At 62.6% G+C, this 13,439-nt stretch carries 13 protein-coding genes; 5 read left to right on the top strand and 8 right to left on the bottom strand.

Features of this window, described 5'->3' with window-relative positions; translation table 11 throughout:
• Positions 1–6: 6 nt before the first annotated feature.
• A complete protein-coding gene (locus VDP74_RS03535; RefSeq protein ID WP_322998245.1) occupies positions 7–981 on the bottom strand; it encodes a D-2-hydroxyacid dehydrogenase in 975 nt (324 codons plus the stop codon).
• A gap of 127 nt (positions 982–1,108) precedes the next feature.
• On the opposite strand from VDP74_RS03535, the gene VDP74_RS03530 reads away from it, so the two are divergent.
• Positions 1,109–1,720, top strand: coding sequence for a glutathione S-transferase family protein (locus VDP74_RS03530; protein WP_322998244.1), 612 nt, complete (start codon positions 1,109–1,111; stop codon positions 1,718–1,720).
• A gap of 160 nt (positions 1,721–1,880) precedes the next feature.
• Here VDP74_RS03530 and VDP74_RS03525 read toward each other — a convergent pair whose 3' ends face one another.
• The 6 genes from VDP74_RS03525 to proC all read right to left on the bottom strand — a co-directional run bounded on the left by VDP74_RS03525 (position 1,881) and on the right by proC (position 7,768).
• Positions 1,881–2,582: an ABC transporter ATP-binding protein gene (locus VDP74_RS03525; RefSeq protein WP_322998243.1), complete on the bottom strand. Its 702-nt coding sequence runs from the start codon at positions 2,580–2,582 to the stop codon at positions 1,881–1,883.
• A 2-nt stretch (positions 2,583–2,584) separates the two neighbouring features.
• On the bottom strand, positions 2,585–3,349 hold the full coding sequence (livG, locus tag VDP74_RS03520; RefSeq protein ID WP_322998242.1) for a high-affinity branched-chain amino acid ABC transporter ATP-binding protein LivG: 765 nt from the start codon (positions 3,347–3,349) through the stop codon (positions 2,585–2,587).
• On the bottom strand, positions 3,346–4,572 hold the full coding sequence (locus VDP74_RS03515; RefSeq protein ID WP_322998241.1) for a high-affinity branched-chain amino acid ABC transporter permease LivM: 1,227 nt from the start codon (positions 4,570–4,572) through the stop codon (positions 3,346–3,348). Before VDP74_RS03515 ends, livG begins: the two co-directional genes overlap by 4 nt.
• Entirely contained in the window at positions 4,572–5,501 is a 930-nt protein-coding gene (locus VDP74_RS03510; RefSeq protein ID WP_322998240.1) for an ABC transporter permease subunit, read from the bottom strand. Before VDP74_RS03510 ends, VDP74_RS03515 begins: the two co-directional genes overlap by 1 nt.
• A gap of 88 nt (positions 5,502–5,589) precedes the next feature.
• Positions 5,590–6,708 (bottom strand): high-affinity branched-chain amino acid ABC transporter substrate-binding protein, encoded by a 1,119-nt coding sequence (locus tag VDP74_RS03505; protein WP_322998239.1) that lies wholly within the window; start codon positions 6,706–6,708, stop codon positions 5,590–5,592.
• A 226-nt stretch (positions 6,709–6,934) separates the two neighbouring features.
• Positions 6,935–7,768: a pyrroline-5-carboxylate reductase gene (proC, locus tag VDP74_RS03500; protein ID WP_322998238.1), complete on the bottom strand. Its 834-nt coding sequence runs from the start codon at positions 7,766–7,768 to the stop codon at positions 6,935–6,937.
• A 243-nt stretch (positions 7,769–8,011) separates the two neighbouring features.
• Here proC and ugpB point away from each other — a divergent pair, with 243 nt between their 5' ends.
• The 4 genes from ugpB to VDP74_RS03480 are packed head-to-tail and all read left to right on the top strand — an operon-like array spanning position 8,012 to position 12,153.
• Positions 8,012–9,322: a sn-glycerol-3-phosphate ABC transporter substrate-binding protein UgpB gene (gene ugpB, locus VDP74_RS03495; RefSeq protein WP_322998237.1), complete on the top strand. Its 1,311-nt coding sequence runs from the start codon at positions 8,012–8,014 to the stop codon at positions 9,320–9,322.
• A 3-nt stretch (positions 9,323–9,325) separates the two neighbouring features.
• Positions 9,326–10,207, top strand: coding sequence for a sn-glycerol-3-phosphate ABC transporter permease UgpA (ugpA, locus tag VDP74_RS03490; protein ID WP_322998236.1), 882 nt, complete (start codon positions 9,326–9,328; stop codon positions 10,205–10,207).
• A gap of 13 nt (positions 10,208–10,220) precedes the next feature.
• Positions 10,221–11,063, top strand: a complete 843-nt coding sequence (gene ugpE / locus VDP74_RS03485) for a sn-glycerol-3-phosphate ABC transporter permease UgpE (protein ID WP_322998235.1) — start codon at positions 10,221–10,223, stop codon at positions 11,061–11,063.
• A 13-nt stretch (positions 11,064–11,076) separates the two neighbouring features.
• Positions 11,077–12,153 carry a sn-glycerol-3-phosphate import ATP-binding protein UgpC gene (locus VDP74_RS03480; protein WP_322998234.1) on the top strand — a complete coding sequence of 359 codons (1,077 nt, stop codon included), beginning with the start codon at positions 11,077–11,079 and terminating at the stop codon, positions 12,151–12,153.
• Positions 12,154–12,237: 84 nt separating this feature from the next.
• Here VDP74_RS03480 and VDP74_RS03475 read toward each other — a convergent pair whose 3' ends face one another.
• Positions 12,238–13,359: a branched-chain amino acid ABC transporter substrate-binding protein gene (locus VDP74_RS03475; RefSeq protein ID WP_322998233.1), complete on the bottom strand. Its 1,122-nt coding sequence runs from the start codon at positions 13,357–13,359 to the stop codon at positions 12,238–12,240.
• Between the last annotated feature and the right edge of the window lie 80 nt (positions 13,360–13,439).

Genomic DNA, 13,439 nt, shown 5'->3' with positions numbered 1-13,439 from the left:
CCAATTTCAGCCATGGAATCCGGCCACCACGTTGCGTGGCGACTCGCGGCAGAAGGCTTCGATGTTGTCGCGCACCTGATGGGCCATGGCGCGGATGGCTTCTTCGCTGGCCCAGGCCACGTGCGGCGTCAGAATGAAGTTCGGAAACCGCAGCAGCCGCAGGATCGGGTGGTCGGGCGCGGGGGGTTCCTGCGTGGCGACGTCAAACCCCGCCCCGCTGATCTGGCCGCTTTGCAAGGCGCGTTCCAGGGCCCGTTCGTCGACCAGGCCGCCTCGGGCGGTGTTGATCAGCAGGGGCTTGCGTTCCATCAGGGCAAATTCGGCGTCGCTGATCATGCCGCGCGTCTGGTCGTTCAGGGGACAATGCAGGCTGATGACGTCGCTGGTGCGCAGCACGTGAGTGAACGACGTGTAGTCTTCGGTGAGCGAACCGGCATCCCGCCGCGCGGCGAACTGCACGCGCATGTCGAACGCCCGGGCGATTTCCGCGACGGCTTCGCCCAGGGCGCCCCGGCCGATGATGCCCAGGGTGGAACCCGCCAGGTCACGCACGGGAAAATCGAAATAGCAGAACTGGCCGCTGTCGTGCCAGCGTCCGTCCGCCACCGACTGCCGATAGGCCAGCAGATTGCGCCGCAGGGCGAGCATCAGGGAAAAGGTGTGTTCCGGCACGGTGTGGACGGCGTAATCGCGCACATTGGACACGATGATGCGGCGCTGGTTGCAGGCGTCCAGATCGACGTTGTCTGTGCCGGTGGCGGTCAGCGCCACCATGCGCAGGCGGGACGCCTGTTGCAGCACGGCCGCGTTCAGGACGACCTTGTTGGTGACGACGATGTCCGCATCCCGGATGCGTTCGGCCACCTGTTCCGGGCGGGTCCGCCCGTGAGCTACCCATTCGTGAGGGACCTCTGGCGCCGGGATGTCGATGGAGGCAGGCAGAGTGTCTCGATCCAGGAAGACGATGCGCAGAGGGTCCATGAGGGGCCTTTGAATGAGTGTTCCGTATTCGAAGAACCCTAGTCTACTCTAAGCCAGCCCCTCGGTTCGAGGCAGCGGTGGTATAACAGCCTTGACGTTCTGAACCTTATTTTTGGTCGAAAATACTATGAAACTCTATTATTTCCCGGGCGCATGCCCCTTGGTGACGCACATCGTGCTGGAATGGATCGGCAAGCCCTACGAGACCGAGCGCCTGACCCGCGAACAAACCAAGGAACCCGCCTACCTGAAACTGAACCCCGCCGGTGCCGTCCCGACGCTGGTGGATGGCGATTTCGTGCTGACGCAAAGCGCCGCCATCCTGGACTATCTGGCCGAACTCCACCCCGAGGCCAAGCTGCTGGGCGAGACGCCCCGCGCCCGCGCGGAAGCCCGCCGCTGGCTCAGCCTGTGCAATTCCGACATCCACCGCACGTTCAATCTGGTCTTTGCCGCGCCCTATTACAGCGGCGGCGACGAGGCAATTGCCAAGATTCTGGCCGCCAAGGCCGGCGAAAAGCTGAAAAGCCTGTTTGTCATCACCAACGATCGCCTGAAGGGCCGCAACTGGCTGGCCGGCGAACGCTCGGTGGCGGATGCCTACCTGTTCGTCATGCTGATGTGGGCCGACGCCAAGCAGATCGCTCTGCCCGGCATGGAAGAATTGCGCAAGTTCCAGAAGCGCATGCAGGACGACCCTGGCGTCCAGGCGGCGCTGAAGCAGCAGGGATTGATCTGACACAGGACAGCCCCCTGCGGGCTGTCCTGTGTACAGATCAATCTGAGCGGCCTGCAGGCCGCGAAGTGGGAGGGCCTGCGCATCGGGCTGCCCTGTGTACAGATCGATCACAGACGAAAATTGCCCGGCCAAGCCGGGCAGTTTTCATCCGCGACGCCGATCAGGCTCCCAGGTACGCCTTGCGGACCTCGTCGTTGCTGAGCAGGTTCGCACCGGTGTCGGCCAGGACGACCTTGCCGGTTTCCAGCACGTAGCCCCGGTCGGCCACCTGCAGCGCCTTGTTGGCGTTCTGCTCGACCAGGAAGACCGTGACGCCTTCTTCGCGGATCGTGCGGATGATGTCGAAGATCTGCGCAATGATCAGCGGCGCCAGACCCAGCGTGGGCTCGTCCAGCAGCAACAGTTTCGGGCGCGTCATCAGCGCCCGGCCGATGGCCAGCATCTGCTGTTCACCCCCGGACATGGTGCCAGCCCGCTGGGCGGCGCGTTCCTTGAGGCGGGGGAACAGATCGAAGACGTGGTCCATGCTTTCTTCGGTCTGGGCCTTGTCCAGGAAGAAGGCGCCCATGTTCAGGTTTTCCGCGACCGTCAGGTCGGGAAACACGCGTCGGCCCTCTGGAGAGATGGCGATGCCGCGCTGCATGACGGTATGCGTGGGCTGTTCGGTGATGTCATCACCCAGGAAGGTGATGCGCCCGGACCGGGCCCGAGGGTTGCCGCAGACCGTCATCAGCAAGGTCGTCTTGCCTGCGCCGTTGGCGCCGATCAGCGTGACGATCTCGCCTTGGTTGACCTCGACGGAGACATCGTCCAGCGCCTGGATGGCGCCGTAAAACGTGCTGATATTTTCCAGTTTGAGCACGGTCATTCCCCCAGATAAGCTTTGATGACGCGGGGATCCGTGCGGACCTCCTGAGGCAGGCCGGTGGTGATGGGCTTGCCGTGTTCCATGACCAGGATGCGATCCGACACCCCCATGATGAGGCTCATGTCGTGCTCGATGAGCAGCACCGCCACACCGTATTCGCGGCGCAACTGGTCGATCAGCGCCGACAGGTCGCGTTTTTCCTGGGGATTCAGGCCGGCTGCCGGTTCGTCCAGCATCAACAGGCGCGGCTGAGTGATCATGCAGCGGGCGATTTCCAGACGGCGTTGGTGTCCATAGGCCAGGTTGCCGGCTTCCCGGTTGGCGTATTGGCGGATGCCCATGAAATCCAGCCACTGGACGGCGCGTTTCTTGGCATCGGCCTCGGAATGCCGGAAAGACGGCAACTTCAGCAGCCCCGGGATCAGCCGGGTCTGCATCAGGGTGTGTTGGGCCACCAGCAGGTTTTCCAGCACCGTCAGGTTCTTGAACAGGCGCACGTTCTGGAACGTGCGCACCAGGCCGTGGCGGGCGACCTTGTGGCTGGGCAGGCCGGTGATGGCCTTGCCGTCCATGAGGATGTCGCCCGTGGTGGGTTTGTAGAAACCGCCCACGCAGTTGAAGACGGTGGTCTTGCCGGCGCCGTTGGGGCCGATGATGGCGAAGACTTCGTCGCGGCGCACGTCGAATTCGACCTGGTCGACGGCCAGCAGGCCGCCGAACCGCATGGTCAGTCCGCTGACCTTCAGCAATGTTTCACTCATGATTCCAATTCCACTTGCGGACGTTTCACCGGCAGCAGGCCCTGCGGGCGCCACACCATCATCACCACCATCACCAGGCCGAAGATCAGCATGCGGTATTCGGCGAATTCACGGGCGATCTCGGGGACCACCGTCAGCAGCACGGCTGCCAGGATGACGCCCAACTGCGAGCCCATGCCGCCCAGCACCACGATCGCCAGGATCAGGGCCGATTCGATAAAGGTGAATGATTCGGGATTGACCAGGCCCTGGCGGGCGGCGAAGAACGCCCCGCCGAACCCGGCAAACATCGCGCCCATGGTGAAGGCGGACAATTTGATGTTGCGTGGATTCAGGCCCAGCGAGCGGCAGGCGATCTCGTCCTCGCGCAGGGCTTCCCAGGCGCGGCCGATCGGCATGCGGATCAGGCGGCTGGTGAAATACAGCGTGAACAGCACCAGCACCAGGGCCATCAGGTACAGATAGGTCACCACGTCCTGGCTGTTGAAGGACCAGCCCATCAGTTCATGGAAGGTGGGAGAACCGTCCATCGAGCGGCGCACCATCTGATAGCCGAAGAAGGAGGGTTTGGGAATGCCGGAAATGCCATCCGGGCCACCGGTGAATGTGTACAGATTGATCAGCATCAGCCGGATGATCTCGCCAAAGCCCAACGTGACGATGGCCAGATAGTCGCCTCGCAGCCGCAGCACCGGAAACCCCAGGATGAAGCCGAACATTGCCGAGACCAGGCCGGCGAACGGCAGGGCTTCCCAAAATCCCCAGCCCGCCCAGTGATACAGCAGTGCATAGGTATAGGCGCCGGTGGCGTAAAAGCCCACGAACCCCAGATCCAGCAGGCCGGCAAAGCCCACCACGATGTTCAGCCCCAGCCCCAGCATCACGTAGATCAGGACCAGCGTGGCGATGTCCACCTGGGCACGGCCGGTGAAGAAGGGCCAGACCACGGCAAACAGCACCAGCACGATGATGGCCTTGTGGCGGGTCTTGTCAGAGAACGTGGGCAGCGTGAAGCGCGATGTGCCGCTGGATTTCTTGAATTTGACCAGGGGGCGCAGCATCTGCACCACAAAGACCAGCAGCATGCCGCCGATGATCATTTTCCAGTCGGGTTGCAGATAGGTTTCCTGGCCGCGCCGCAGAATCTGCAGACCGTAGACCGGCGCGATGATGACGCCGGCCATCACGGCGGCAATCAGCGAATTTTTGAGGTTGTGCATCATCAGACCTTTTCCACCTCGGGTTTGCCCAACAGCCCCGTCGGACGGAACATCAGGATGAAGACCAACAGCAGGAAGGCGACGATGTCCTTGTACTGCGACGAAATGAAGGCAGCGGCAAAGGTTTCCGCCAGGCCCAGAAGGACCCCGCCCAGCATGGCGCCGGGAATGCTGCCGATGCCACCCAGCACGGCGGCGGTAAAGGCCTTGATGCCGGCGATAAAGCCGATGAAGGGATTCAGCTTGCCGATGGCCAGAGCGATCAGCACCCCGCCGACGGCCGCCATCATGGCGCCGATCATGAAGGTGTAGGAAATGATGCGGCTGGTGTCGATGCCCAGCAGGTTGGCCATGTGCAGATCCTGGGAGCAGGCACGCGAGGCCTGGCCAGTGCGCGAGTATTTGATGAAGAGCGTCAGGCCCAGCATCATCAGCACGGTCACTACGATGATCAGGATGCGGGAATACGGCGCAGTCACGGTGAAATTACTGAGGCCGATGGTGAAATCGACGGATCCGCTGATCAGGGCCGGCACGGCCATGTCGCGGGCGCCCTGCCCTGTGGCAACCCAGTTCTGCAGGAAGATCGACATCCCGATGGCGGAAATTAGGGGCACCAGCCGGGGGCTGTTGCGCAAGGGAGCGTAGGCGATCTTCTCGACCGCGTAGCCGTACACGGCGGTCACCAGGATGGCCATGATCAGCATGATCAGGATCATGATGGGCAACGGCAGGCCGCTGTTGACACCAATGGCCGAGAGGGTCACGAGGCCGACATAGGCACCGATCATGTAGATTTCGCCGTGGGCGAAATTGATCATGCCGATGATGCCATAGACCATGGTGTAGCCAATCGCAATCAGGGCGTAAATGGCGCCCAGCGACAAGCCGTTGAACAGCTGTTGCGTCAAGAGGGGGAGCAAGTCGGACATAATGGCAGGGGATGTACAGGATAAAGGCCGGGCTTGGGGCCTGGCCGGGGGGATGCAGCCCCGGCGGTTGCCGGGGCTTGCCGAGCCCTTAGGGCTGGATCTGGGTCAGGTTGCCGTTGGCATCCCAGCGGAAGACGGCGAATTCAAAATGCTTCAGGTCGCCCTTGGCATCGTAATCCACCTTGCCGATGCCGGTGTCAAAGCTGTTGCCGTGCATGTAGTCGGCGACTTTGGCGGGATCGGCGCCCACAGCGTTGATGCTGTCGGCCAGCACCTGCACGGCGGCATAGGCCGTCATGGTGAAGGCGCCGTCCGGGCTGCGGTTGTATTTCTTGAAGTTCTCCAGGATCTGTTCGTTGCCCTTGCGTTTCGTGAAGTCGGCGGGCAGGGTCACCAGCAGCTTGTCGACAGCCGGGCCGGCAATGGCGGCCAGGTCCTTGTTGGCGACGCCTTCGGGACCCATGAACTGGGTGTCCAGGCCTTGTTCGCGAGCCTGGCGCAGCAGCAGACCCAGTTCGGGGTGGTAGCCGCCGAAATAGATCAGATCGGGCCCCAGAGCCTTCAGTTTCGAGATGACGGCGGAATAATCGCTGTCACCTACGTTGATGCCTTCGAACATGGCGATGTTCACGCCCTTTTCCTGCAGGGTCTTCTGCACCTGGGTGGCCACGCCCGAGCCATAGGTCTGCTTGTCGTGCAGGATGGCGACTTTCTGGGGCTTGAGTGCCGATGCAATGTATTCGGCGGCGAACGGGCCTTGCTGGTCGTCGCGCCCGATGGTGCGGAAGAAGAAGTGCGGCTTGATCGTGTCGGTCACCAGCGGCGAGGTCGCACCCGGAGTGATGGCGACGATGCCTTCCTGTTCGTAGACGTTGACGGCAGGTACGGTCGTGCCCGAGCAGGCATGGGCGACCGCGAATTTCGCCCCGGAATTCACGACGCGGTTGGCCGCAGGCACTGCCTGTTTGGGTTCGCAGCCGTCGTCGATCAGCAGGGGTTCGATTTTCATGCCTTTGATGCCGCCTGCGGCATTGAGCGCATCGATGGCAGTGAGCGCACCGGCCTGAATCTGATCGCCGTACTGGGTGTTGGGGCCGGTCATCGGCTGAGGGATACCGATCTTCAGCGTGTCGGCATGAGCGCCGGCAGCCAGCGACAGCGCGCCAAATGCCAGAATGACGGGGGTGATGCGCAACGTGAACTTCATTGAGTATGTCTCCGGTAGAGGCGCCACTGGCAATCGGAATGCCGGATCCGGCATTCAGGCCAGGGACGCCAAGCCTTGATTTTTGCTTCCGCCCTGAGCGGCACGCGTATTCTGACGATTTGGTCCGGAGGTGTCACTACGGTTAATCCCTGATGACTCAATGTAAATCCGGCTTTGCATGAGGGATCTCAAACGGTGCCTGTCCGCGAACGCCACTGCGGGTTGGTCAGGCAGAGAATTCTCGGGCCAATTCGCCCGCGCGCCGCGCTGCGGCGGCGACGGCCTCGCGCAGGATGTCGGTCTGCCCGCGTTGCTGGAATACGGCCAGGGCAGCCGCTGTCGTGCCGCCTTTGGAGGTGACTCGTTCACGCAGCACGGCGGGCGAATCGGGCGACAGCGTGGCCAGCTGCGTGGCCCCGTGAAAGGTCGCCAGCGCCAGCTGGCGCGCCTGTTCGGGCGCGAGCCCCTGATCGATGCCCGCGGCCATCAGGGCTTCGAGGAACAAAAACACATAGGCCGGCCCGCTGCCCGACACGGCCGTGACGGCGTCGATGGCGGCATCGTCGGCCACCCACAGGACGTCGCCGACCGCCCGCAACAGTTCTTCGGCCAGGGCGCGATCCGATTCGTCGACGCCGGGCAGCGCCGCCATGCCGGTCATGCCGCAGGCGATCAGGGCCGGGGTGTTGGGCATGCATCGCACGATCCGCGTGTAGGGGGCGGCATCGTCGCCCAGCCAGCGGGCGATCGCCGAACCCGGGATGCCGGCCGCGATGCTGATGACCAGGGTGTCGGGCTGCAGCCAGGGCCGGCACTGTTGGACGACCTGCGCCATGATCTGCGGCTTGACGGCGAAGAACCAGACCCGGCAGGCCGACAGCCGGGCGTCGGGTGCCGAAGCCGTCGTCGTGCCCTGGGATTCCCAGTGCGCGCGCGTGTCGTCGCCCGGGTCGATGACGTGAACGTCGGCTGCCGCGCAACGCCGGCCGATCAGGCCGCTGGCCAGGGCGTTGGCCATATTGCCGCCGCCAATCAGTGCAAGTGAGAGTCCTTTTTCCATAGCGGATCATTGTACGATCATGTCTTCGGAAACTGAACCAGGACAAGGCCCCACCTGCCCCGCCTCGCGGTTCGTATTCGTGTTACAACCCGTCTGCGCTGCCCTCGGGCGCACCCTTCGGAAGGCATCTATTGCGGCAAACAGGGATTGTCAAAGCCGACATGAACTCGTCACAATACCTGCCTACAATCCCCCTCGCCGCCACCCCGGCGGTTTCCGGGGAGGCATTCACAGGAGACTTTGATGGCATTTTCTCTTTCCCGCATGACCGTGCTGGCCGCTTTGTTGACCAGCGCCGGCGCTGCCCAGGCCGCCACCGACATCACCTTCTGGCATTCCATGGAAGGCCCCCTGGGCGAACGTGTGGACGCAATCGCCAAGGACTTCAACGCCAGCCAGTCGGACTACGTGGTGCACCCGGTCTACAAGGGCGCGTACGGTGAATCCATGAATGCCGGTATCGCCGCATTCCGGGCGGGCAACGCTCCTGACATCCTGCAAGTCTTCGAAGTCGGCACCGCCACCATGATGTACGCCAAGGGCGCCGTCATGCCGGTGCAGGAACTGTCCGACAAGGTCGGCGACCCGATCAACCCGAAAGATTTCCTGGGAGCCGTCGCGGGCTACTATTCGTCGCCGGATGGCAAGCTGGTATCCATGCCCTTCAACAGTTCCACGCCGGTGCTGTACTACAACAAGGATGCCTTCAAGAAAGCCGGCCTGAATCCCGATGCCCCGCCCAAGACCTGGCCCGAAGTCGCTGACGCTGCCAAGAAACTGCGCGCAGCCGGCATGGAATGCGGTTATTCCACGGCCTGGCCGTCCTGGGTGCTGCTGGAAAACTTCGCGGCCTGGCACAACGTGCCCTACGCCTCCAAGGACAACGGCTTCGGCGGCCTGGATGCCCGGCTGCTGCTCGACAGCCCGTTGTTCAAAAAACATATCACCTTCCTGTCCGACATGGCCAAGGCTGGTGAATTCACCTACGGCGGCCGCGGCGACGCGGGCAACGCCCTGTTCACGTCGGGCAAATGCGGCATGTACACCGGTTCCAGCGGCATGCGCGCATCGGTCATCAAGACCGGCCAGTTCGCCTTCGGGACGTCAACCCTGCCCTACTACCCCGACGTCAAGGGCGCCCCTCAGAACTCCATCATCGGCGGGGCCTCACTGTGGGTGTTCTCGGGCAAATCCGACGCCACTTACAAAGGTGTGGTCAAGTTCTTCAAGTTCCTGGCCAGCCCGGAACAGGCCGCTGCCTGGCACCAAGGCACGGGCTATGTACCTGTGACCAAAGCCGGCTACGAGCTGACCAAGAAATCCGGCTTCTACGACAAGAACCCCGGCACCGAAGTCGCGGTCCAGCAGCTCAATGCCGACACCACGGCCAACTCTCGCGGCATCCGCCTGGGCTACCTGCCGCAGATCCGCGACATCGAGGACGCGACGATGGAACAGATCTTCGCCGGCAAGACGACCCCGGAAGCCGGTCTGAAGAAAATGACCACCGAAGGCAACGCCCTGCTGGAGCGCTTTGAAAAGAGCGTGAAGTAAACGATGGAAAAACGCGTCGTCTTCCACCACCGAACCCTGCCCTGGCTGCTGCTGGCCCCCCAGTTGATCATCACGCTGGTCTTTTTCTTCTGGCCAGCCGGGCAGGCCCTGTGGCAGTCGTTTCGCCTGGAAGACCCCTTTGGCCTGTCCTCACAGTTCGTGGGGCTGGCCAATTTCGCCGACCTGTTCTCCAATGCGGACTACCTGGCCTCGTTTCGCACGACGGCCTGGTTTTCCGTGCTGGTGGCATTCGGCGGGCTGTCCATCTCGCTGCTGCTGGCAGTGATGGCCGACCGGGTGGTGCGAGGCGCCGCGATCTACAAGACCCTGCTGATCTGGCCTTACGCCGTGGCGGCCGCCGTGGCGGGGGTGTTGTGGCTGTTCCTGTTTTCGCCTTCCGTCGGCATCCTGGCCGTGGCTATGGTGCAGATGGGCCTGCCATGGAACCCGCGTCTGGATGGCAACGACGCCATGATCCTGATCGTCTTTGCCTCCATCTGGAAACAGGTGTCCTACAACTTCCTGTTTTTCCTGGCCGGGCTGCAATCCATCCCCCGGTCCCTGATCGAAGCCGCCGCCATCGACGGCGCCGGGCCGGCGCGCCGCTTCTGGTCCATCGTGTTTCCCCTGTTGTCTCCCACCAGCTTCTTCCTGCTGGTGATCAACTTCATCTATGCCTTCTTCGACACCTTTGCGGTGATCGACGTCGTTACGCAGGGCGGACCTGGCCAGGCAACCGACATCCTGGTCTACAAGGTCTACAACGCAGGCTTCAAGGGCCTGGACCTGGGATCTTCGGCCGCTCAGTCCGTGATTCTCATGCTGATCGTGATCACCCTGACCGCCATCCAGTTCCGCTACGTTGACCGCAAGGTCAACTACTGAGAGGACCGATAACATGGTTGAACGCCGTCCCCTGCTGGATCTGGTATCCCATGCCGTGCTGATTCTGGGCGTGGCCGTCATCGCCTTCCCGCTTTACGTGGCTTTTGTGGCTTCGACCCAGACCGCCCAGGAAGTCGCCCAGGCGCCCATGTCCCTGATCCCGGGCGGGCATTTCTTCAGCAACTACTGGGCCGTGCTGACCGGCAACGCCGTGAATACGCCGCCGGTAGGCCGCATGCTGTGGATCAGCACGTTCATGGCACTGGCCATCGCCGTCGGCAAGATCATCATTTCCATGCTGTCGGCCTTTGCGGTGGTGTATTTCCGCTTTCCGCTGCGCATGCTGTGCTTCTGGATGATCTTCGTCACCCTGATGCTGCCCGTGGAAGTGCGCATCGCACCCACCTATGCCGTGGTGGCCAATCTGGGCATGCTCAACAGCTACGCCGGCCTGACCCTGCCGCTGATCGCCTCGGCAACGGCCACGTTCCTGTTCCGGCAGTTCTTCCTGACCGTGCCCGATGAATTGGTCGAGGCAGCCCGCATCGACGGCGCCGGCCCCATGCGGTTCTTCAAGGACATTCTGTTCCCCCTGTCGCGCACCAGCATCGCCGCCCTGTTCGTGATCCAGTTCATCTACGGCTGGAATCAATACCTGTGGCCCCTGATCATCACCACCCAGGAAAACATGTACCCGGTGGTGGTGGGCATCCGCCGCATGATCGCCGGCGGCGATAGCGTGACTGAATGGAATCTGGTCATGGCAACCGCCCTGCTGGCCATGATCCCGCCTGCGGCGGTGGTCATCCTGATGCAGAAATGGTTCGTCAAGGGCCTGGTCGATACCGAAAAATAGGATAAACGTCTACATGGCAACCCTGAGCTTTCGCAATGTGCGCAAGACCTATCCCGGCGGCGTCGCGGTCATCCACGGCATCGACATGGAAGTCCGGGACGGCGAGTTCGTCGTCATCGTCGGCCCGTCCGGTTGCGGCAAATCGACGCTGATGCGCATGGTCGCCGGCCTGGAATCCGTCACGGACGGAGAGATCGCCATCGGTGACCGGGTCGTCAATACCCTGGAACCCGCCGAACGCAACATCGCCATGGTGTTCCAGAACTACGCGCTCTATCCCCACATGAGCGTCTTCGACAACATGGCTTACGGCCTGAAAATCCGCCGCATGGACAAGGCCGAGATCCAGCGCCGGGTCCAGGACGCAGCCCGTATCCTGGAACTGGACCATCTGCTGGACCGGCGGCCCCGGCAGCTGTCGGGCGGCCAGCGTCAGCGCGTCGCCATGGGCCGCGCCATCGTCCGGGAACCCTCCGTCTTCCTGTTCGACGAGCCGCTGTCGAACCTGGATGCAAAACTGCGCGTGCAGATGCGGCTGGAAATCCAGAAGCTGCACCAGCGCCTGAAAACCACCAGCCTGTACGTGACTCACGACCAGGTCGAGGCCATGACGCTGGCGCATCGCATGATCGTCATGAATCAGGGTGTTCCGGAACAGATCGGCACCCCCGCCCAGGTCTTCGAGCGCCCCGCCACGACCTTCGTAGCCAGCTTCATCGGATCGCCCCCCATGAACCTGCTGCACGTGAACGTAGACGCCCAAGGCCGCGTGCTGGGACCGGACGGCCAGGTGCTGCCCGTGCAGGCGCCCGCGTCTGCTTCAGGGGCCGCGCTGATCCTGGGCTTGCGCCCCGAGCACCTGCGCCTGAATGCCCCCGGCCTGCAGGCGCAGGTGGAAACCGTCGAGATCCTGGGGTCGGAACAGCTGATCCATGCCCGCTGGGGAGACCAGGCGCTGATCCTGCGATGCACCGTCACGGAAACCCGGGACCGGCCCCTGTCCCACGGGGACGCAATCACTTTGGGACCCGACGGTCAGCATCCGGCCCATTGGTTCGATGCCGACACCGGACGCAGGATCGACGACTAGCGCGCTGCTGGATCATTGCATCTGATCGTTGAAAAAAGGCTGGGCCCCGATCGGGGCCCAGCCTTTTTCATGCATCGGACAGGATTACTTGAAGACGGTCTTCGAGCCGTCCGCGTGCCAGGTGAACACGTCGAACTTGAAGGACTTCAGGTCGCCCTGTTTATTCCAGGAGATGTTGCCGATCGGGGTCTTGACCGAGTTGGCATGCAGCCAGGCGGCGACCTTGGTCGGGTCGTCCTTGCCCACGCCCTTGATGCCGGCGACGATCGATTCCAGAGCCGCATAGGCAGTCAGCTGGAATGCACCGCCCGGATTGCGGTTCTTGTCCTTGAAGGCCTTGACCACGGAGGCGTTGGCGGGATCAGTCGTGAAGTCGGCCGGCAGCGTCACCAGCATGCCTTCGACGGCCGGGCCGGCGATGGCGTTGATGTCGGGGTTGCCCACGCCTTCCGGACCCATGAACTTGGCCTGCAGGCCCTGTTCGGCGCCCTGGCGCAGCAAGAGGCCCATTTCAGGGTGGTAGCCGCCGTAGTAGACGAAGTCGGCACCGGCGGATTTCAGTTTCGTGATGACGGCGGAATAATCGCTGTCTCCGGCATTGATGCCCTCGAACAGCACGACTTTGATGCCGGCTTTTTCCAGATCGTTCTTCACGGCCGTGGCGATGCCCTGGCCATACGATTGTTTGTCATGCAGCACGGCCACGGCTTTGGGCTTGATCTTCTGCGCGATGAATTCGGCTGCGGCGGGACCTTGCTGGTCATCGCGGCCGATGGTGCGGAAGATCATGTCGTAGTTCTTGCCGTCGGTCACGGCGGGCGAGGTCGCGGACGGGGACACCATCACTACGCCTTCGTTGTTGTAGACCGGAGCCGCTGCGATCGTGGCGCCCGAGCACACGTGCCCGACCACATAGTGAATCTTTTCATTGACGACGCGGTTGGCGACGACCGGACCCTGTTTGGGTTCGCAAGCGTCATCCATCACCACGGCTTCGAGTTGTTTGCCCAGCACGCCACCACTGGCGTTGATGGTTTCGATCGCCGTGTCCACGCCTTCTTTGACCATATCGCCGTATTGCGTCAGTGCCCCGGTGTAAGGCCCCGCAATGGCGATCTTGATCGTGTCAGCGCTCGCCGCGGAAGACATCATCAAGCCGGTGGCAAGCCCCAAAGCTGCAACCATCGGCGTTAAGCGAATGTTCATACAACCTCCTTTGAAAGACCCAGAAAGAATACACGAAACCCCCGCAGGGCGGATCATGCCACGTACGGGGGTTTTCCCGA

Origin of the sequence: Castellaniella sp., assembly GCF_034674885.1 — a bacterium.
Classification (GTDB): Bacteria; Pseudomonadota; Gammaproteobacteria; order Burkholderiales; family Burkholderiaceae_B; genus Castellaniella.
Note: the sequence above shows the minus strand (reverse complement) of the source record. Positions and strands in the feature narration are given on the sequence as shown.